We start from the raw sequence: 17,855 nt of genomic DNA, 5'->3' as shown, positions 1-17,855 counted from the left end.
TCATTTCTCCCTGTAGTTGATCTTGCTTCTGTCGATATTGAGACCGCTCGGACTGAGGACCATCAGCCTGTCCGAAACTTCAAGGAAAGCCCCGCTGATATCCTTTGCGACCTCCATGAGATTCTTTGCGATCTCCCTTTTGACGCTGTCCTCCTCGGCAAACCTGGAAAAGTCAAGGACCAGGATGTTACCGCGGTAGGCCATGTCGGTCAAAGGTTTCAGATCGCGGTAAGATGTCACTTCGACCACCTTTACTCTGGCATCAGACGGCGCATACATAGGCGCCTGATAGTCATTGAGATCGACGAACTTCTTCTCGCTTTTCTTCTTCGCCTTTTCCTTTCTTCCAAACAATCTTATTCCCCGGTCTTCCAAAGTTTATCTCCGACGTTGTGGATGGTTTTTATTGCCTTTCCGGATCTTTTTTGGGAGAGCTCTTCTCCGCTTCTTTCGGATATTCCTATTGCCAGCGGAACTTTATTCTTTTCGTCCCTGATCCACACAAAATCGCCGACGGCTATTGTTTTGTCCGCTTCGACGATACCCGGTCCCATACAGTCTGCGCCGTTCGTAATGAAGGGGACGGCGCCCATATCTACGGTCACATATCTTTTGATGGGTTTGTATTTGATGATGCCGCGGACGGTCAGGAACGGCTTTCCTTCCTTGATCAGTCCGATAATATCGCTTCCTACGAATAAAAGATCGAAGTCGGTGCTTTCGGCGATATCGACTGTATCTTTTTCCGTGAACACCGGAACTCCCAATAATCCTTCCAATTCTGATGAAAGAACCTTGATCTCTTTCTCTCTCATCCTCTTTCTTTTTCTTATTCTGATATCGGCCATATCGTCTCCAGCATCTCTTTTACGGTTTTCATACTTTTGCTTGAAAAAAATCTAAATACATTAACTTGTCCGATCACTACCAAATGGAGTATTTCTACTGCTGGCTATATCATATATGAACGTATAATGTAAGATGACCGCGGATGGGGAGTCGGAGGTACAAACTCTCAAGGCGCGGTATGTCCGGACCGTCCGGGTCAGGAGGCGGCAATCATCACCAAGCGATTCCGGTTTATCCGTATCAGGGCCTGTTTCGATCCTTTGGTGATCGAGATCATTCTCGAACCACCGTAAAACGGAAGCAGGAATGACTCCTCCTTATGGGTCCGTCTTCTCCCTTCGGGGAGAGGACGTTAAACCACTATCCTATCCGTAATAGGATTTCACAACAACATAATACTTTGCCGCAAAGCGCATTCCGCACCTTAGAAGAATGTATTAAATGTAAAATATGTTGCCTATACCAACGTAAAGAACAAAAAGAGGGCATCAAAAATGGGAATCAGCATCGGAATTAAAGAAACGGAAGCAAAAAGCGCCCTGTGCAGAGAACTGAGAATGAATGTTATCCGGGTCAGGGTCGATGATATCTCCGGAATGGAAGACCTTGTGGGATATGATGACATAGTCTCACTTGATGATGCAAAATCCCAAGTAGGCGATTGGGAAGCATTCCTGAAGAGGAACCGTGTCAACGCGGAAACAGATGCGATCTATATGGATAAGCTGAAGAATGAAGATGATATCAAACTCCTCAAACCCAAGGCGGTCAGGACCAGCACCGGATGGATCGAAATGGAAAAAGTAAGCGGCGCAAAAAAAGACAAAGTTCTTGCCGCATCGAAAAAAGAGAACCGCCTTACGGGATGGGATATGCTCTCTTTTGAAGAAATGACCGAGATGTGCCAAAAATGCAAAATCTCTTGGGACAAAGGCAGAGGATGCATCGGGACGTTCGGGCCTAACGACAGTCTTCTTCCGAGCATTGCCGAGAAAAAAGGATGTAAGATCATCGCCTCTGTGCCTGACGGAGCAAAGAGCGGCAGAGTCTACACTCCAAACGAGGCAAAGGAACTTCTCAAAGAGATCGAGATATTGACAGCAGCACTACCTGAAGAAGGAAAGATGATGGTCAGACGTTACGGCGGAACACTGGAACGTTTGAACGCAGTAGCGAACATCTCGGTAAGCGAGGGTTGTGGGTTCTATTTCTTCTGATCATTGACTGAGCTTGGAGATCGCCCACGCCATCTCCTTTGCGAGGCCGATGACCCCTTTCATACCGTCTTTATCATTCTGATACTGCGGAGAATTGAGTGCCGTAACAATAGGCGCAGGCGCTCCTCCGCATACTATCATTTGATTCCTCAGCATCCAATTGACAAGCTGATAATATACCATGGAGCCTCCGTCGTGGGCGTTCACGACAATGGCCCCTCCGACCTTCCTTTTCAATCCTTTATCGCCTTTTTCCAAGATCAGACCCGCTCTCTCTAAGAATATCTTCATCTGGGCAGAGCATGCCCCGTAATAACATGGGGACGCCAGAATTATTCCGTCAGCCTCCCTCATCGCATCCACGATGTCGTTGAGTTCATCATCCTCGAGGATGCATCTCCCATCTCCTCTGATCTCGCAGGATCTGCAGTCGTTGCACTTCTCGAGGTTGTAAGAATACAGTTGTACATGTTCGGTCTCGATGCCCTCTTTCTCAAATTCATCAGCAACATCGTGAAGAATGTTGCTTGTGTTCCCGATCAGCCTTGGGCTTCCGTTGAGGGCTATGACCTTCATACAACAAGGATACATAGTTCGGATAAAACATTTGTTGCTTACAGTTTAACTCTCGCATTCGTTTCAATAGCATGAATGATGTTACCGTCATAGTCCTTGAATGACGTGTATACCCCCATTGGCGCTCTGACCGGATCTTTTACAAAGATCACGCCTTCATCGACCAAACGTCTGTGAAGATCATATGGGTTCTCCACTCCGAGGAAGATACCGGTATCTATTCCCACCGACCCGGAGGCCTTCAGAAGAAGCGTTGCACCGTCCCGTCTGACAACCGCCTCTTTCTCTTTTTTGTAGACGATATTCATGCCCAGAATCCCATTGTAAAATGATATCCCGCGCCCTATGTCACTGCAAGGGACAACCGACATGTAGATGGATTTCGGGAGACCCTCTACCGTATATTCGAAATTTCCTCCGCCCGGATCCCCTATCGGCATGCACCGTACCATAACTTTTTTGAATATATCGATTCCGATAACCCTTATATCGGAACTGAACATTTAGGTGGTGCGGAGAAATTCAAATGCCTAAACCAATGATGAGCGGAGAGGATATCGAGAACGAGACCAAACTGCATGACAGCCTTTCCAGGATCAAACATGTGATCATTGTGATGAGCGGGAAGGGCGGCGTGGGAAAAAGTACTGTCTCATCGAATCTTGCTCAGGCCCTTTCAATGAAGGGATACCAGACCGGCCTGATGGATGTAGATATCACGGGACCCAACATACCGAAAATGTTCCACATAGAGGATGAGAAGCTTTATGCGAACGAAAAGAATATGCTTATCCCCATTTCCGTGCCGCCATCGCTCAGCATAATGTCGATGGCGTTCCTGCTTCCCAGCAAAGATTCGGCGATAATGTGGAGAGGTCCGATGAAGTCCAGTGCGATAAGACAATTCATTGAAGATGTCGACTGGGGGGACCTTGACTATCTGATCATCGATATGCCGCCGGGAACAGGGGACGAGGCGATGTCGATCGCACAGCTCATACCGAAGGCTGACGGTGCGGTCATTGTGACCACCCCTCAGGATGTTGCGGTGCTTGACAGCCGGAAATCCATCACTTTTGCGGCGGAGACGAATATACCGATAATAGGGATCGTTGAGAATATGAGCGGTTTCATCTGCCCCCACTGCGGCAAATTGACGGAGATATTCGGATCTGGCGGCGGAGAGAAAGCCGCAGAGAGTCTGGATATACAATTCCTGGGGAGAATCCCCATGGAACCGGGCGTCGCAAGGTCCGGAGATTCAGGAATGCCTGTGGTGATATCCGAACCCGAATCAAGATCTGCGATAGCGTTCAATAAGATCGTAGAAAGGATCATAAGGACCGTGGAGAAGAAATGAAGATAGGCGTTATCGCTGAAGGGGATACGCTTGAGTCATACGTTGCGGAGGATTTCGGCCACGCCCCGTTCTTTTTGATCGTCGACATGGATACGCTTGACTATACCGTAGTGAAGAACGAATTCGCTAATTCGAACGGTGCGGGATTCAAGGTCGCAGACGCAATAGTAGGTCTGAAGGTCGATGCGGTCATTGTGGGGGGGATAGGGTCCCACGGCCTCCAGATACTCAATAAAGCCGAGATACAGGTATCATACGACGAGGACGGTACCGTTGAACAGTGCGTCAAAGATTTCAAAAGAAGATATGAGTTGAAAAAGAAGTTCGAGAATAAATCAAACTGATCCTTTATCTCCCCATATTATCTTGTGGAGCTGCGGCAGGACCCTTACGTTCAGTTTCCTGTTGATGACCTCTTCAGCGATGTGAAGAAGGTCCATTCCGCCTACCGCACCGAAGATTATGTTCGCATCCACAGGATTCTCTCTGATGAAACGGATCGCATAATTCAAATCCACATGATTACCTATCACGAACTTGATCTGATCTTTTTTGCCGAGATATCGAAGATTAGAGGAAAGATTCTTATCTGACATACCCGACGACGGACATTTTACATCCATACTGATGATGATATTATCATTCTTTGGTATGACTGAGATATCCTTTGAACCGTTGGTCTCGATCACTATCCTTTTGCCTGCTTCCAGAAGCCTGTCGATAAGTTCCGGCATATCCTTCTGCAGCAGAGGTTCCCCTCCCGTGACGCATACGTTCTCGGTGTCATCCACGATCTCCATGATCTCGTCGACGGATGTCTCCATTCCGCCCTCCCAAGCATAGGCCGTATCGCACCATTCGCACCTCAGATTGCAGCCTGCGGTGCGTATGAAATATGTCGGAATACCGATAGTGATCCCTTCGCCCTGAATGGAACCGAAATACTCACATATCTTCATTTTTTATCCCTCGTATTCTATTTCATCCGTATATCCTGCTTCTCTAAAACCTTTAAGCCTCAGTCTGCACGAATCACAGTGTCCGCATGCCTTTCCGCCGCCGTTGTAACATGACCAGGTCAGATGCAACGGAGCATTCAGCTCTTTGCCTTTCCTTACAATGTCCGCCTTCGAGAGTTCCAATATCGGCGTTCTTATATCGATGGGATTGCCTTCTACACCTGCCTTCGTACCGACGGTAAGCATCTTCCTGAACGCTTCGAAGAAGTCATAGCGGCAGTCCGGGTATCCTGAATAATCAACAGCGTTCGCACCTATGTATATCGCTTCCGCGCCGATGGATTCACACACACCGGCGGCGATACTCAGGAAGATTATATTTCTTGACGGCACATAAGTTATCGGGATGTTCTCATCCGGTTTCCCTTCTCTGTCGGAAGGGACCTCCAAACTCTCATCCGTGAGAGCAGACCTGAAAGAAGAAAGATCTATGTCGATTATCAGGTGCTCTATCTCATAGTGCTTACAGACCGCCTCTGCGGACCCGAGCTCTTTCGTATGCCTCTGTCCGTACCTGAAACTTAATGCGGTAGGCTCGTTCCCTTCATCAATGGCGGCTGCCAATGTTACCGTGGAGTCCAATCCCCCCGATAACAGCACAACCGCCTTGGGCATCATAACACCTTTGTGTACCATGCCGTCTGGCCGCGTTCTTCGTCCAGACCTATAGCGACGCTCTTTACCGTCTTCGGGAAATCGATGTCCTTGATTATCATCTCGGTCATCATCCTGGCCATTTCCTCTGCCGTTGTGGTGGTGACATCCAGCATCAGAACGTCCTCTGCGGGGAAGACATACCTCTTGTTACAGGATGTCACTTCAACGGAGCCGTTTTTTTCAACGATCTTGACGATCCTTGAACGTGCCGGGAGGAGGACCTTGTGATCCATCTCTGATATCATCGAACGGAGCTTTTTCTTGAGAATGACGAAATCCATCACCATACCGCTTTCGTTCTGCTCCCCTTCAAGCCTTATCCTTACGATGTAACTGTGGCCGTGGAGTCTGGAACATTTATCGTGCATGGGGATGAAATGGCATGACGAGAATGATATCCCGGTATGTCCGCCGTCGATCTCTATTATCATTTCTTCTCCTCAGCCAGGATCATCGCTAATATTATTGAATCGATATAATCGGTCTTTACTCTCGACGTATCCACAAATACTTTATCGATATTCAGGACGGGTGCGCCCATCGCTACCGCCCCGCCGATGAAGTGCAACGTTCTGAAAATGAGATTGCCGGCTATTCCGTCGGGTGCGATGATGAGATCGGCCTCTTCGACGGCCGATTCGATCAGGATCTCGGCGTTGTATGCGTCATATCCCTCTTTTTTTAGTAAGACGGTAAGTTCTTCGGCTTCCCTGAGCGTCATATCGACAAATTGGTTCCTTCCCTTGTCGTCCTTCCTGCCGCCTGACATGACCGCGATCCTTGTCCCCGAGCCTAAGCTCTTCATCAGTTCTATCGCTCTGACAGCCATTACGTGTTTCTCTTTGACGGTTGAACCTTCGTCGATGCCAACCGGCACCATGAAGAAGGCATGGCCGCCGGGAGGTTCCATGATCACAACCCTCTCTATCTGATCGACCCCCGCTCTTTCCTTGAGGATATGGAGAAGCTTCGAGGAGGACATATCCCCTCTTACGGCGGCATCGATCTTTCCGGTGAAGAGATCATCGACCAGCTTAACGGGGTCTTTGTAGATCCTCACGTTCTTATTGTTCATTGCACGAACGCTTTTCTCTACGTGTCCGGAGTCGGTGCCGCTTCCTATCCCCACTTTGACGTCGGGAAGGTCTCTCTGAAGAAGGTTCTTTACTGTGAACATCGGATGTTCATAATATCGTTAATATTAAGGATTTGTGATAGAATCGAACTCATACCCTTCCCACTCTCTGAGTCCGAGCACGATCTCCGCTTCTGTTACTGTGAGCATGGGTCTCGAATATCTTGCCGAGTCATCGATCGCGATCCTCGGACAGGCCGTGTTGATGTAGGCATCCACTTTGTAAGGAAGCAAAGCGTTCGGGCCGATCTCGTTCATTACGATCTTGTAAGCTTTCTTCCCCCGCTCTTTTACCTTTTTTATGAGGAAGTCTGCCGTCGCGGACCTATCCTGTCCGGACTTTGTGCAAACTATCACCAGGAAACTTTCGGCGGTCCTTGCTTTCTCTATTGCGGCGAACCTTTTCCTGAGAAGCCTGTCCCTTTCCTCATCCACTTTTCTTATCTCACCGGATAACGGATTAAGAACGAACATTTCCTTTTTGACACCGAAGGCGGCCGCAAGTGGGTGGAAATCACCCTCCCCCAGATATAAAAAAGCCTCCACACTGTCGTTGACAGATACGGCGGAGCTGTAATTGCATCCCAGAACCTGGCCCGGATGGAATATCCTGCAGTCCCCCTTACCGATAAAAACCTCTTTCCCTCTGCTCTCAAGTATGTCTTTTGTTTTTTGCATCAGCCCGATATATTGGACTGTTGCCAGAAGTCCCACTTTTTTAGGAAGCTTTTCGGAAACGGCGATTATAGCATTCTCGATATCGGGATCGGCTCGGATCTCGACAAAAAGAATGTCCGTGTCATTCTCCTGGGGATGAATAGGAGAATGCCCGAAATGCACAAGTGCGTCAGCGATCTTCTTGTAATCAGAAAATAGGTCGCATGCGCCGTAACAAGGGTCGCCGAGAATGGTGATGTCGGCTTTCGTATTACTTGATAAAAAATCAGATATCCCGAGGGCATCGATCTTGACGCCCTCGGGAAGCTGGACCGCCACGGACCTATAGCCTCTATCCTGTATCCAGGAGGCTATCGAATCCAGACGCAGTTCGAACATTTATTTCATGTATTCCTGTCCTTTCTCTACATCTACGTAGCAGGGGGACGGGAATTTCATGGATGCTTTCCAGAGCGCTGTTTTTGCCACATTGACTTTATCGGCGGAGACGCTGACCGTCATGATCGCCTGGTCTCTCTCAAGCCTTGCGGCTGTTCCTACTGCCTTCCCAAAACCGTTCCTCATACCGGATGACACACGGTCCGCTCCTGCGCCGGTGGCAAGTTTGTTCTCTCTGAGAACAACATGTGGATATGCTCTTACTTTAAGGTGGTAATTTGCTGTTCCGGCCTGAGAGGAAAGCATCTTGTTGGCTGCGATACGTCCGGCCTCCAATGCGGTGTGTCTTACCTGCACACGATCCTTCACCTTCAGCGTGAGTACCACCGGGAAATCTTCACTCGGGCTCCCCATGTCAAACTGTGACAATCTGCTTGCGGGAACTCCTCCCATGTATTCACGGCGTGTGTACGCTTGTCCTGTGATCCTTCTGTACATTGATGCTGGCTTTCTTACCATTTGCGCCACCTGTTATTAAACGCGATAGAGCGACAATCTCGAATTTCTATTTAAAGACTGTTACTCTTCCATTCTTTTTATTATCACAACCCAATAAGACAGCGAATATAACACTTTCCATGGACCGTCCCTTGGATATGGGTCCGAACCGATAATCTTTATATCAGTATCTTAACTCACATCACGGAACATGTCTAAAAAGCGTATCTCCAAGAATGCGGTCGCAGAAATAGGCGTGGAGCGTATTTCGAAGCTCACAGAGTTATCGAAAGAGGCTCTGGCCGATGACCGACCAGATCTTGCGGTAAGATATGTTTCATTGGCAAGAGCCATCGGACGTAAGACCAGGACGAAGATGCCGGAGGGTTTCAGATACTGTAAGAAGTGTCTTATGCCTCTGGTCCCCGGTGTCAACTGCACGGTAAGGCTGACGGCCGGAAAGGTAGTGACAACGTGTCAGAACTGCGGCGGCCTGAAAAGAAAGCCGTACACGAAGGAGAGAAAGAAATGACGGAAAAGGAAGCGAGAAAAGAACTGATGAGGCGTGCGAACGACCTCAGCCCCACCGTGCACGTGGGAAAAGAAGGAATAGACGAGGGATTGACAAATGAGATCATTGCGCAACTGAAGAAAGCGCGTTTGATCAAGGTCAAGGTCCTGAGCAACGCAGAGAGCGATACAAAAGAGATCGCGGAGACGCTTGCCGCTTCCACTAATTCCGTCATAGTGGATGTCAGAGGTGGAGTTGTCGTACTCACCGACAAGCGTACATGGACCTCGCTGAGCCAAAAGAAATTCTGAGGTGCGAAAATGCTAGACGTCAATGTCATCAGAACACAACCGGAAATGATCAGACAGATGCTCGTGAACAGGAACAGGAGCACCGATATATTGGACAAATTCCTCTCCGCAGACTCGGAATGGAGATCGCTCACCGATGAGAACAATCGTCTGAGAAAAGTAAGGAACGAGGTCTCCGTTCAGATCTCGAAGATGAAAGGCAGCGAGAAAGAGGCCAAAGTAGTTGAGATGCGTGAAGTCGGCGAGAAAATAAAGAACAACGACGCAAGGATGGGCGAGTTGGAATTGATTAGAGACGACTGCATTCTAAACATCCCCAATGTACCTCATTCGACTGTGCCGATCGGAAAGGACAGCACAGAGAATGTCGTGGTGTATGAAAGGGGAGAGAAAAGAAAGTTCGACTTCGCCCCGAAACAGCACTGGGAGATCGCGGAAGCGTTGGATATAATTGATTTCGACAGAGGTGTCAAGGTCGCTGGCAGCGGGTTCTATTGCCTTAAAGGCAACGGCGCCCGTCTTGAGCGCGCACTGATCAACTTCTTCCTCGACACTCACATGGATCAGGGCTATACGGAAGTATTCCCTCCGATCTTAGTCAATAAAGAAGCATTGACTGGCACAGGACAATATCCCAACCTGAAGGATGATATGTACCATATCGAGAAAGAGGATATGTTCCTCAATCCTACAGCGGAAGTGCCCGTGACCAACCTATTCATGGATGAGATATTTGAGAAGGAGAGGCTCCCGATCCTGTACACGGCATACCTCCCCTCATTCAGAAGGGAGGTTGGGAAGCATGCCGACACTAAAGGGATAATCAGAGTGCATGAATTCAATAAAGTCGAGATGGTCAGGTTCGTCCATCCAGACACATCGTACGATGTGCTTGAGACCCTCAGGAACGATGCCGAAGAATTGGTTACCGCTCTGGGTCTTCCATACCGCGTCCTGCTTCTGTGCACCGGCGACATGGGTTTCTCGTGCTCCAAGTGCTACGATATAGAGATATATGCCCCCGCCAACAACGCATGGCTGGAATCATCATCGGTATCGAACTTCACTGATTTCCAGGCAAGAAGGGCCCGTATCAAATTCAGACCGGAGCCACACATGAAGAGCGAGTTCATACACACTCTCAACGGTTCTGGACTGGCTCTGCCGAGGACCATGGTCGCCATCCTTGAGAACTATCAGAACAAGGACGGTACTGTGACGATACCAAAGGTCCTCAGGAAGTACATGAGAGGCCAAGATACAATAGGATGATCACATCAATATCCTGTCCAATCTCTCGATGAGATCTTTGGCTCCGATGCCGGAGCCGTTGTTCTCCAACTTCTTCCTTAACTCTTTTTCTCCATCCTGAAGCTGTTTTGATGATATGCCGTAGCACCTCGAGACCTTTGCCTCGATGTATGCAGCCATAAGGTCGCAGGATTTTATGTCTCTGCCTGTCCTTTTTCCCATTTTTTTATCGTCGACGTCCGTGAACGGTTCATAGACCATGAATTCCATCTCTTCATGCCACGATGCTGGTATCAGAGGCATTATCTTCGATTGAACAAGCTCCCTTTCATATGACTCAAGAAGATGTGCCAGACCGTCCACGTTAGCCTTTATCGGACTTATTACGTCCTTGGTAAGCACTTCCGGAAGATCGTGGAACAGCGCAGTGTAGAAGTTGTTGTATATCTGCCTGCTTCCGGCCTTCCTGTCAAAGTCGTTCAGGAATATCATGTTCGCCACCATCAGAGAATGGCCGAGGACCGTTGTCCTCGGTATCCTGGGGGTCCTTGCCCATCTTTGCTGGAATCGGAGCTGTCCGACAAGATCGATAAAGTCAAAAGTGTTCTCATCTTCCATCTGTTTTTTCACACCGATAAGGTCCATGTGCTGCTGTATCTGCCCCTCCAGCTCTTTCTTCGTGTTCTCGATCCCATACATCGAGCGGTTCGCATCGTAGATGGTCTTGAACTCCCATTTTGTCGCAAGATAGTGGGCCGCCCTGACAATGTCATCCTCTTTCGATCTCTTCTCGGATCTGAAATATTTTACCATTTTCGATCTGAACTCGGGATCGGCGTCCGGTACGTTCTCATCGAAACAAGCGATAACGTAATTATTGACCTCTTCCGATTTCTCGGAGATTATTCTGTGGAAGACCTGAGGCTTAAGGTCGGTCATCACACTTCGCTGGATAAATGAAAAAAGCGAGCCTTCGATTATCTTCGTCCAGTCGATCCTTGCGCCGCCTTCCGTCTCTTCGTATTTACCGAGGACCCATGCGATCGCCGCCTTGTGGGCCTGCTTATCAAGCTCAGTCAGATCTATCGTCCTTAGATGATCGTTCCATCTGTGCATATTGGAAGTATCGAACATCAGATACAGCATATCTCCGTTCAAAGCCCTCTTGCCAGACATGTTACCCTCTTACTCAAAATAAACGATCATTTCATCGGATCGGATGCCTTGGTCATCATCACCCGGATCCGTTCTGTTGTACATGTAGAATATCGCATCGTCCGGATCGGCCGTATAATCTATCACATAACCTTCGTCGAGGTCGTTAGGCACCATCCTTGCGCTGTCCCTTATGTCCTCGAACCTCCGGAATTCGGCATCCTCGATCCTGAGTTCTCTTCCCATGAGGAAAATGAACACGGACGCGACAACGATCAGTGCTATCCCGATGATTATGAGAGGTACCGCATCTTTCGGCTGGGGGAACATCGTCATTATCCTTAACGCTCCTACCGCCAATAGGATCATCCCGATAACGTCTAAGATCACCCATATGCGTTTGTCAACCTTTGCCATGACAGTACATTGCGCAATTATTTAATAAGGATACCATACGGAAAAATAAATCAATATAATATGCAAACGATTTCCCCTTATGAAAATATCAACAAGGCTTGAATCCATTCCAATGTCGGGCATCAGAAAGATGTTCGATCTGGCCGGTCCGAATTCCATTAATCTTGGGCTCGGAGAACCTGATCTCGATCCTCCGAAAGAAGCGATTGCGGGGATGAACAGGGCCGCATCCGCCGGATTGAATAAATACGGACCTACGGCAGGCATAATGGAATTGAGGAACGGAGTGGCGAAATGGTTCTCCAAGTACGGCGGCAACCTTTCGGGGGAGAACGTGATGATCACTCCCAGCGGCTCTTCGGCACTCCTTGAGGCCACACAGGCCTTCATTGAGCCGGGTGACGAAGTGCTGGTGCCCAGCCCTGGGTTTGTTATCTATTCGCCTCATACGGTGCTCGCAGGCGGAAAACCGCTGGAATATAAGCTTAAAGAGGGTAGTTTCACCCCCGATATTGAAGATATGAAAAAGCTGATATCGTCGAAAACAAAAATGATCGTGGTAAATAGTCCTGCAAACCCGACGGGAGGGGTATTGGACGAAAAGACATACAAGGCTATCCTGGATATAGCGGAAGATCACAATGTCATGATACTTTCGGATGAGGTCTACGATGCCTACATCTACGAGGGGAAACACTACTCTTTCCTTCCTCATTTGGATAAAGCGGTCGTGGTCAACGGTTTCTCCAAGATGATGGCGGTGACCGGCTGGAGGATGGGGGCGATTTTTTCAGATAAGAGAACAATGGAGGACCTCATCAAAATGCAGTATCATGTATGTGCAAGCCCGAACATGCCCGCTCAATACGGAATACTGAATGCACTTCCCGTTATGAACGAATACCTGAGCAATGCCAGAAAGATATTCAAAGCCAGAAGGGACCTTATCTCAAAGCGCATCAATGATATCGACGGGATGCGGATCACGCCCCCGAAGGGGTCGTTCTATGCTTTCCCATCATACGATCTCAAAATGAGATCGGAAGAGTTGGCCAACACGCTTGCGAAGAACGGCCTTATCTGCACTCCCGGGTCTTCGTTCGGAAAATACGGCGAGGGTCATTTGAGATTCTCCTACGCAGCGGATGAGAAGAAGATCAATGCGGGAATGGATATACTGGGAGATGTTATTGGAAAACTACGAAGTGAATGAGATGGCGGAGAGAATTATATTGGATGATAAGAATGCAGACCTTTTCGGTCTGAATGAAGAGGGGCCGTCTGAAGAAGAATACCTGCATCTTCAACTGTACGAGAAGAACCCCCGCAGAGTGTCCGCAATGGCCGATCTTTGGTACGAAGCTATGATCAAAGAGATAGACAGCATCGAGGGGCTCCCAGAGGACGCTAAACGCAAAATGATCTTCAGTATGACCGCGAACGGCGTGCTGGATATGATAAGTGACTCTGCCCCGGAAGAACTCGGACTGGAGATCTCGTTCTGCTTCGACAGTTACCTCGGGCTCATGCTTACAAATAAGAAATTCAAGGTAGACATCATCAAAGAACACAGAAAAGCTCTCCTTGGTGTAAAAGAAGAGGACTTCCCCAGCAAAGAGATGTACGAGATGGAACTCGAGGCATTCGAAGAGGGATGGTGGGACATCCCCCAACCATTGCTTGGGAAGAGGACCCCGAACGATGCAATTAAAGAAATGCTCAACAAATACGGTCTGACAGAATGAACGAGGCCTTCGCTTCCGCTCCGGGAAAGTTCGTCATCCTCGGAGAACATGCGGTTGTATACGGCAAACCTGCCATAGCGATCGCGATCGACCGAAGATTTTACATGAGTGTGAAGAAAAGCAACGAGTTCATGATCAACAATGAGGCGGCGGACATCCGGCAGAATCCTCATTTGAGATATATCTTAGGGAATTACGACATGATGCCTGTGTCGGTGAATATGGACAGCAGGATCCCCACAGGTTCTGGGTTGGGTTCGTCTGCCGCACTTTCTGTGGCTTTCTCCGCAGCAATGCGCGCATTGAACAATAGATCGCTGAACGTGGCAGATATAGCAAAAGAGGCTTTCGAAGCCGAATATTTCAGCCAAGGCAGGGGGAGCCCGATGGACACTTCCGCATCCGCACACGGCTACGGCATAGCTTTGAACATGTCAAAAGAAAAAGAGGACATACTCTGGAACATCAGTAAGAATGAACATGCCTGGAACGTATCAAGGATCGATGTTCCGAAGATGACATTTGTGATCGGATGTACCGGCATCAGAGCGGCCACCGGACCTTTGGTAGAGAAGGTAAGAAAATACAAGGACAGCAACCGTTTCGCCTCCGATATTATCGAAGAGATAAGCGGGATAACTGTCGAAGGACTGAAGTGCATACGCTCGAATGATGTTGTCAATCTCGGGAAACTCATGACAAAGAATCATAAGCTCCTCTCTATCCTCGGAGTATCTTCAGATGAATTGAACAAACTTGTAAATGCATCGCTACCATACGCATACGGTGCAAAGCTGACCGGCGCAGGCGGCGGAGGATGCATGGTCGCACTCACCGATCAACCGGATAAAGTGTGCGAGGCTATTTCTTCCCGCGGCGGAGCTCCATTTATTGTGAAAACCGGTGTCGAAGGAGTCCGCACATCTGAAAAAAGTGAGCAAAAGTGAAAATAAGTGGCTTGCGCCACGTTTTTAAATTAGATCTTCGAAACCTTCGACGACCTTAGGGAATCTCTCTTTTATTACTTTCAGAAGATTGTAGACATTGACCTCTTTGATATCCGATCCGGAGATCAGCTTTACAAGCTCATCGATGGTGTCGTCATCAAGCTCTGCAAGCCTTTCCTTAGCCATCCAGTTCCTGTAGAGTTTATCCTCCATCCTATCGCGCCACATCTTCTCGTATGGCATCAGCGCTTTCTTGGAGAAATCCCCGGTCTTTGCGCATTCCGTCAGGACCTGACCGGCATACATTCCTGTTCTGCACGCATGGCAGATCCCGCCGCCGGTTATTGGGTCGATTATCCTCGCCGCATCGCCCACAAGTATTATATTATCTGCAACGGCACAGTCGAGTCCGGGACAGGTAGAGACCATGCCTGCCACTACCTCTACCGCCTGACTGTTCTTGAATCTCGGATCCTCCGCGATGAATTTGTCCAGATACTTCTTTGCATCTGCATTCTTGCACAATTTCCCCATGACCCCGATACCGACATTGGCGACACCGTTTCCCTTGGGGAATATCCAAAGGTATCCGCCTGGAGCTATCTTCATTCCTATGTCGAACTCACAGTATTCCGGATCGATATCTGCATTGACCATTCTGTACTGCAGGCATGAGCAGATATCGTTGAGATCCAGTTTCGTTTCGATCCCGGCCCATCTGCCTACTTGGGATTCGAATCCGTCTGCCGCAACTATGGCTTTGGCGTGTATCTCTATCTTCTCTCCCATGCTCTTACATTTTATCCCGATGAGCTTTCCGTTCTCTTTTATCACATCAGTGCAAGACGTGCGCATCATTATCCTCGCACCGGCAGCAACGGCGTCCCTTGCGAGTGCTTTGTCGAAGAGGTGCCTTTCCAGCACATAACCGACCTCGGAACCCGCTTGGCTCTCGTCAAGTTTGAACTCGTATCCGCTGGGCGACCTTATCACAGCACCGACCATGTCTGCGCATATCCATGTTGGGTCCGGTTCGATACCTACCTCTTCCAGCCATTTTTTGGACACGCCTTCGGCACATCTCAGCGGTGCCCCTATCTCGGCCTTCTTTTCGATCATGATCGTATCGAGACCGCCCTGTGCACAGAACTTTGCAGCCATGCTTCCGCCGGGGCCTCCCCCGACGACAACCACGTCGCATCTGTAGATCTTCATTTCTTTCCCTCCATCGACAATGCGTGGACGGGGCAAAGCTTAACGCACCTTCCGCATCTTGTACATCTGTTGTTGAATTCCAAAACAAAATCGTTAAGGAATATCGCATTGGCCGGACACGAACCGACACATCCTCCGCAATGCAAACACTTGTCTTCATCTACTATCATTTGGCCTCACCTGGGTCATGCTTTTTGGTCATCCGGGACCACCATTGCCGCTTCGAGTTCAGCGGCCTCCTTCTTGTTCTTTTCTTTCCATTCCGCAAGCGGCACCGAGAATTTCTTCTCAATCTCGTTGCGATATTCCGGACCTCCGTTGTAGGCACAGAATGGGATCACCTGACAGTCGGGCGTTACGTAGTGGACACCGCAGCGCCTCACCCTTTCTACATCATAGTTATGCGAATCCTGGAAATGCATACCGCCGAAGAACATCACTTTCCAAGAGAATGCCGCAAGTGCGGTCTTAGACCTCTTGCTCATCACGCTGGCCATCATCTTCTTGAATTGCTTCTTGTTCATTCCTCCGGGAAGGTTCTCCTCGATTATGCTTCTGTCCAAAAGTTTCAGCAGTTTCAGTGCATATAACTTCTTGAACGTGGCTTTTTCCGCCTTTGCGGCTATCTCTTCGAGACCTTTTGTGAACTCTTTCACGTTGATGAACCTCGGGAAAGGTGTAACCTTTCCGTTCTCATCCATGAATACATATGTCGCCACGCCGCAGTGGGGGTGCGTTGTGAATGTTACTTTATTCTCATTCAGGATTATTGATGCAAAATCGGATATCGGCGCCACGACAGGCACGGGGTACCAATCGTCCTTGGTGGTATATCCGGTCTGTTCACCGAAAGCCTCTATGAGATCTGGGAGAGTGAATCTTCCTTTTTCCAGCTCTTCTCTTGTCATCCTTCCTGTGAATGCGACCGGCTGGAAGTTTATTCCGCGGACAATGTCCGCATTATCGAAAGCGAACTTCACCATGTCCCCTATTTGGTCGTCGTTCATTCCTCTTACCACTGTCGGAACAAGTACTATCGAGGGGCACACACCGGTCTCTTCCTTCAGTTTCCTGCAGTTTGTGATGACATCAATTTTGACCTGGAACATTTTCCTGTCCCTTGCCTGAAGATAGATGTCATCGGTCAGACCGTCGAACGACAAATATATCGAGTTGAGTCCGGCAGCTGACGCATCTTTTAGGATGTCGTAGCGTCTTGCAAAGGTTATTCCGTTCGTTGCGACCTGCACCTGAGCGAACTTTTTGTCTTTTGCAGCCTTTATTATCTTTACAAAATCGGGGTGTATGGTCGGCTCTCCGCCCGAGAACTGTACGGCTGTGCATTTTATAGGTTCTTCCGCCCTAAGCGCATCCAGCATTTTGGTCAGCGTCTCATAATCCGGTTCATAGATGTAACCCTGTTGATTTGCGTTCGCAAAACAAATTGGGCAGTTCATGTTGCATCTGTTTGTGAGGTCGATGTTGGCAAGAGCTGAACATGTAAGCATATCCACCCTTTCCCCGTCAACGAACACATGGACGTTTTCGCCTTCTTTGAGGTTCTTGTCCATTGGGTTTCGCAGTCCGATACCGTCATGCGCAAACTCTTCCGCTCTGAGGAAAAGTTCGGTATCGGACCAGTAAACATCACAGAATTTCCCGTGCTCCGGACAGGTCTTGTCCATAAAAACCTTGCCGCCTTTGTCGTACAAAGTCGCGTCAAGGATCTTCCCACATTCCGGACAGACGGAACGCGTCTGTTTCGGAAGCCCCTTCTTTACTGCATAATTCTGCATTGTTGAAGTCATTGTACCAATGCCTGAGATACACTCAGAATTTATAATACCTGTTTCCCGCGCGCATATGGCAGCCCCCTAAAAATGGAAACGTAGTATAACTGTAGCATCCCCCCTTTATCTGGGGAACCGTCGTGATA

General features: G+C 48.7%; 24 protein-coding genes. 9 read left to right on the top strand and 15 right to left on the bottom strand.

Annotated elements, in window-relative coordinates; genetic code table 11:
- Together sepF and Mpt1_RS00930 are read right to left on the bottom strand one after the other, a co-directional pair.
- Positions 1-375: a cell division protein SepF gene (sepF, locus tag Mpt1_RS00935; protein WP_048111425.1), complete on the bottom strand. Its 375-nt coding sequence runs from the start codon at positions 373-375 to the stop codon at positions 1-3.
- Entirely contained in the window at positions 357-848 is a 492-nt protein-coding gene (locus tag Mpt1_RS00930) for a PUA domain-containing protein (protein WP_052399217.1), read from the bottom strand. The genes sepF and Mpt1_RS00930 overlap by 19 nt, the downstream gene beginning before the upstream one ends.
- Before the next feature lie 495 nt (positions 849-1,343).
- Between Mpt1_RS00930 and Mpt1_RS00925 the strand changes: the two genes are divergently transcribed.
- Complete coding sequence (locus tag Mpt1_RS00925) at positions 1,344-2,066, top strand: hypothetical protein (protein ID WP_048111423.1); 723 nt, start codon at positions 1,344-1,346, stop codon at positions 2,064-2,066.
- On the opposite strand, the gene Mpt1_RS00920 is transcribed toward Mpt1_RS00925, so the two are convergent.
- Positions 2,067-2,642 carry a flavodoxin family protein gene (locus Mpt1_RS00920; protein ID WP_048111421.1) on the bottom strand — a complete coding sequence of 192 codons (576 nt, stop codon included), beginning with the start codon at positions 2,640-2,642 and terminating at the stop codon, positions 2,067-2,069.
- A 38-nt stretch (positions 2,643-2,680) separates the two neighbouring features.
- Positions 2,681-3,082 carry a VOC family protein gene (locus tag Mpt1_RS00915; protein WP_048113574.1) on the bottom strand — a complete coding sequence of 134 codons (402 nt, stop codon included), beginning with the start codon at positions 3,080-3,082 and terminating at the stop codon, positions 2,681-2,683.
- Positions 3,083-3,168: 86 nt separating this feature from the next.
- Here Mpt1_RS00915 and Mpt1_RS00910 point away from each other — a divergent pair, with 86 nt between their 5' ends.
- Positions 3,169-4,002, top strand: a complete 834-nt coding sequence (locus Mpt1_RS00910; RefSeq protein WP_202965151.1) for an Mrp/NBP35 family ATP-binding protein — start codon at positions 3,169-3,171, stop codon at positions 4,000-4,002.
- A complete protein-coding gene (locus Mpt1_RS00905) occupies positions 3,999-4,346 on the top strand; it encodes a NifB/NifX family molybdenum-iron cluster-binding protein (protein ID WP_048111417.1) in 348 nt (115 codons plus the stop codon). Before Mpt1_RS00910 ends, Mpt1_RS00905 begins: the two co-directional genes overlap by 4 nt.
- On the opposite strand, the gene Mpt1_RS00900 is transcribed toward Mpt1_RS00905, so the two are convergent.
- From Mpt1_RS00900 to Mpt1_RS00875, 6 genes are read right to left on the bottom strand one after another with little or no spacing between them, the layout of a single operon-like run.
- Positions 4,338-4,961: a 7-carboxy-7-deazaguanine synthase QueE gene (locus Mpt1_RS00900; RefSeq protein ID WP_048111414.1), complete on the bottom strand. Its 624-nt coding sequence runs from the start codon at positions 4,959-4,961 to the stop codon at positions 4,338-4,340. The genes Mpt1_RS00905 and Mpt1_RS00900 overlap by 9 nt on opposite strands.
- A 3-nt stretch (positions 4,962-4,964) precedes the next feature.
- Positions 4,965-5,636 (bottom strand): 7-cyano-7-deazaguanine synthase QueC, encoded by a 672-nt coding sequence (queC, locus tag Mpt1_RS00895; RefSeq protein ID WP_048113572.1) that lies wholly within the window; start codon positions 5,634-5,636, stop codon positions 4,965-4,967.
- Positions 5,636-6,109, bottom strand: coding sequence for a 6-pyruvoyl trahydropterin synthase family protein (locus tag Mpt1_RS00890; protein ID WP_048111412.1), 474 nt, complete (start codon positions 6,107-6,109; stop codon positions 5,636-5,638). The genes queC and Mpt1_RS00890 overlap by 1 nt, the downstream gene beginning before the upstream one ends.
- Complete coding sequence (gene mtxX / locus Mpt1_RS00885; RefSeq protein WP_048111409.1) at positions 6,106-6,855, bottom strand: methanogenesis marker protein Mmp4/MtxX; 750 nt, start codon at positions 6,853-6,855, stop codon at positions 6,106-6,108. Before mtxX ends, Mpt1_RS00890 begins: the two co-directional genes overlap by 4 nt.
- 24 nt (positions 6,856-6,879) lie before the next feature.
- Positions 6,880-7,869, bottom strand: a complete 990-nt coding sequence (gene dph2 / locus Mpt1_RS00880; protein ID WP_048111406.1) for a diphthamide biosynthesis enzyme Dph2 — start codon at positions 7,867-7,869, stop codon at positions 6,880-6,882.
- Positions 7,870-8,388 carry a 50S ribosomal protein L16 gene (locus Mpt1_RS00875; RefSeq protein WP_048111404.1) on the bottom strand — a complete coding sequence of 173 codons (519 nt, stop codon included), beginning with the start codon at positions 8,386-8,388 and terminating at the stop codon, positions 7,870-7,872.
- Between the two features lie 190 nt (positions 8,389-8,578).
- On the opposite strand from Mpt1_RS00875, the gene Mpt1_RS00870 reads away from it, so the two are divergent.
- From Mpt1_RS00870 to serS, 3 genes are read left to right on the top strand one after another with little or no spacing between them, the layout of a single operon-like run.
- Complete coding sequence (locus tag Mpt1_RS00870) at positions 8,579-8,899, top strand: ribonuclease P protein component 4 (RefSeq protein WP_048111401.1); 321 nt, start codon at positions 8,579-8,581, stop codon at positions 8,897-8,899.
- Positions 8,896-9,189: a YhbY family RNA-binding protein gene (locus Mpt1_RS00865; protein WP_052399216.1), complete on the top strand. Its 294-nt coding sequence runs from the start codon at positions 8,896-8,898 to the stop codon at positions 9,187-9,189. The genes Mpt1_RS00870 and Mpt1_RS00865 overlap by 4 nt, the downstream gene beginning before the upstream one ends.
- A 9-nt stretch (positions 9,190-9,198) precedes the next feature.
- The gene (gene serS, locus Mpt1_RS00860; RefSeq protein WP_048111400.1) at positions 9,199-10,461 is read left to right on the top strand and encodes a serine--tRNA ligase; all 1,263 of its coding nucleotides are present in this window, start codon (positions 9,199-9,201) and stop codon (positions 10,459-10,461) included.
- Here serS and Mpt1_RS00855 read toward each other — a convergent pair whose 3' ends face one another.
- Positions 10,462-11,616, bottom strand: coding sequence for a YfbR-like 5'-deoxynucleotidase (locus Mpt1_RS00855; RefSeq protein WP_048111398.1), 1,155 nt, complete (start codon positions 11,614-11,616; stop codon positions 10,462-10,464).
- Positions 11,617-11,625: 9 nt separating this feature from the next.
- Positions 11,626-12,012, bottom strand: coding sequence for a hypothetical protein (locus tag Mpt1_RS00850; RefSeq protein ID WP_048111396.1), 387 nt, complete (start codon positions 12,010-12,012; stop codon positions 11,626-11,628).
- A gap of 112 nt (positions 12,013-12,124) precedes the next feature.
- Between Mpt1_RS00850 and Mpt1_RS00845 the strand changes: the two genes are divergently transcribed.
- From Mpt1_RS00845 to mvk, 3 genes are read left to right on the top strand one after another with little or no spacing between them, the layout of a single operon-like run.
- On the top strand, positions 12,125-13,225 hold the full coding sequence (locus Mpt1_RS00845) for a pyridoxal phosphate-dependent aminotransferase (RefSeq protein WP_238603129.1): 1,101 nt from the start codon (positions 12,125-12,127) through the stop codon (positions 13,223-13,225).
- A 1-nt stretch (position 13,226) separates the two neighbouring features.
- Positions 13,227-13,757, top strand: a complete 531-nt coding sequence (locus tag Mpt1_RS00840) for a hypothetical protein (protein ID WP_048111392.1) — start codon at positions 13,227-13,229, stop codon at positions 13,755-13,757.
- The gene (gene mvk, locus Mpt1_RS00835) at positions 13,754-14,704 is read left to right on the top strand and encodes a mevalonate kinase (RefSeq protein WP_048111386.1); all 951 of its coding nucleotides are present in this window, start codon (positions 13,754-13,756) and stop codon (positions 14,702-14,704) included. Before Mpt1_RS00840 ends, mvk begins: the two co-directional genes overlap by 4 nt.
- A gap of 24 nt (positions 14,705-14,728) precedes the next feature.
- Here mvk and Mpt1_RS00830 read toward each other — a convergent pair whose 3' ends face one another.
- The 3 genes from Mpt1_RS00830 to tes are packed head-to-tail and all read right to left on the bottom strand — an operon-like array spanning position 14,729 to position 17,727.
- A complete protein-coding gene (locus Mpt1_RS00830) occupies positions 14,729-15,919 on the bottom strand; it encodes an NAD(P)/FAD-dependent oxidoreductase (RefSeq protein WP_048111384.1) in 1,191 nt (396 codons plus the stop codon).
- Positions 15,916-16,089, bottom strand: coding sequence for a DUF362 domain-containing protein (locus tag Mpt1_RS00825; protein WP_048111383.1), 174 nt, complete (start codon positions 16,087-16,089; stop codon positions 15,916-15,918). The genes Mpt1_RS00830 and Mpt1_RS00825 overlap by 4 nt, the downstream gene beginning before the upstream one ends.
- Positions 16,090-16,104: 15 nt before the next feature.
- Positions 16,105-17,727: a tetraether lipid synthase Tes gene (gene tes, locus Mpt1_RS00820; RefSeq protein WP_048111380.1), complete on the bottom strand. Its 1,623-nt coding sequence runs from the start codon at positions 17,725-17,727 to the stop codon at positions 16,105-16,107.
- Positions 17,728-17,855 lie beyond the last annotated feature (128 nt).

Source organism: Candidatus Methanoplasma termitum, from assembly GCF_000800805.1.
GTDB lineage: Archaea > Thermoplasmatota > Thermoplasmata > Methanomassiliicoccales > Methanomethylophilaceae > Methanoplasma > Methanoplasma termitum.
This window is presented reverse-complemented; position numbering and strand designations above follow the sequence as displayed.

Coding starts and splice junctions, on each gene's coding strand:
- Mpt1_RS00850 (WP_048111396.1), bottom strand. CDS start 12,012: ATGGCAAAGGTTGACAAACGCATATGGGTGATCTTAGACGTTATCGGG.
- queC (WP_048113572.1), bottom strand. CDS start 5,636: ATGCCCAAGGCGGTTGTGCTGTTATCGGGGGGATTGGACTCCACGGTA.
- Mpt1_RS00905 (WP_048111417.1), top strand. CDS start 3,999: ATGAAGATAGGCGTTATCGCTGAAGGGGATACGCTTGAGTCATACGTT.
- Mpt1_RS00865 (WP_052399216.1), top strand. CDS start 8,896: ATGACGGAAAAGGAAGCGAGAAAAGAACTGATGAGGCGTGCGAACGAC.
- Mpt1_RS00825 (WP_048111383.1), bottom strand. CDS start 16,089: ATGATAGTAGATGAAGACAAGTGTTTGCATTGCGGAGGATGTGTCGGT.
- Mpt1_RS00870 (WP_048111401.1), top strand. CDS start 8,579: ATGTCTAAAAAGCGTATCTCCAAGAATGCGGTCGCAGAAATAGGCGTG.
- Mpt1_RS00875 (WP_048111404.1), bottom strand. CDS start 8,388: ATGGTAAGAAAGCCAGCATCAATGTACAGAAGGATCACAGGACAAGCG.
- Mpt1_RS00925 (WP_048111423.1), top strand. CDS start 1,344: ATGGGAATCAGCATCGGAATTAAAGAAACGGAAGCAAAAAGCGCCCTG.
- Mpt1_RS00910 (WP_202965151.1), top strand. CDS start 3,169: ATGCCTAAACCAATGATGAGCGGAGAGGATATCGAGAACGAGACCAAA.
- Mpt1_RS00840 (WP_048111392.1), top strand. CDS start 13,227: ATGGCGGAGAGAATTATATTGGATGATAAGAATGCAGACCTTTTCGGT.
- dph2 (WP_048111406.1), bottom strand. CDS start 7,869: ATGTTCGAACTGCGTCTGGATTCGATAGCCTCCTGGATACAGGATAGA.
- Mpt1_RS00830 (WP_048111384.1), bottom strand. CDS start 15,919: ATGAAGATCTACAGATGCGACGTGGTTGTCGTCGGGGGAGGCCCCGGC.
- mtxX (WP_048111409.1), bottom strand. CDS start 6,855: ATGTTCACAGTAAAGAACCTTCTTCAGAGAGACCTTCCCGACGTCAAA.
- tes (WP_048111380.1), bottom strand. CDS start 17,727: ATGACTTCAACAATGCAGAATTATGCAGTAAAGAAGGGGCTTCCGAAA.
- Mpt1_RS00930 (WP_052399217.1), bottom strand. CDS start 848: ATGGCCGATATCAGAATAAGAAAAAGAAAGAGGATGAGAGAGAAAGAG.
- Mpt1_RS00845 (WP_238603129.1), top strand. CDS start 12,125: ATGTCGGGCATCAGAAAGATGTTCGATCTGGCCGGTCCGAATTCCATT.
- Mpt1_RS00900 (WP_048111414.1), bottom strand. CDS start 4,961: ATGAAGATATGTGAGTATTTCGGTTCCATTCAGGGCGAAGGGATCACT.
- Mpt1_RS00915 (WP_048113574.1), bottom strand. CDS start 3,082: ATGCCGATAGGGGATCCGGGCGGAGGAAATTTCGAATATACGGTAGAG.
- Mpt1_RS00890 (WP_048111412.1), bottom strand. CDS start 6,109: ATGATAATAGAGATCGACGGCGGACATACCGGGATATCATTCTCGTCA.
- Mpt1_RS00855 (WP_048111398.1), bottom strand. CDS start 11,616: ATGTCTGGCAAGAGGGCTTTGAACGGAGATATGCTGTATCTGATGTTC.
- mvk (WP_048111386.1), top strand. CDS start 13,754: ATGAACGAGGCCTTCGCTTCCGCTCCGGGAAAGTTCGTCATCCTCGGA.
- Mpt1_RS00920 (WP_048111421.1), bottom strand. CDS start 2,642: ATGAAGGTCATAGCCCTCAACGGAAGCCCAAGGCTGATCGGGAACACA.
- serS (WP_048111400.1), top strand. CDS start 9,199: ATGCTAGACGTCAATGTCATCAGAACACAACCGGAAATGATCAGACAG.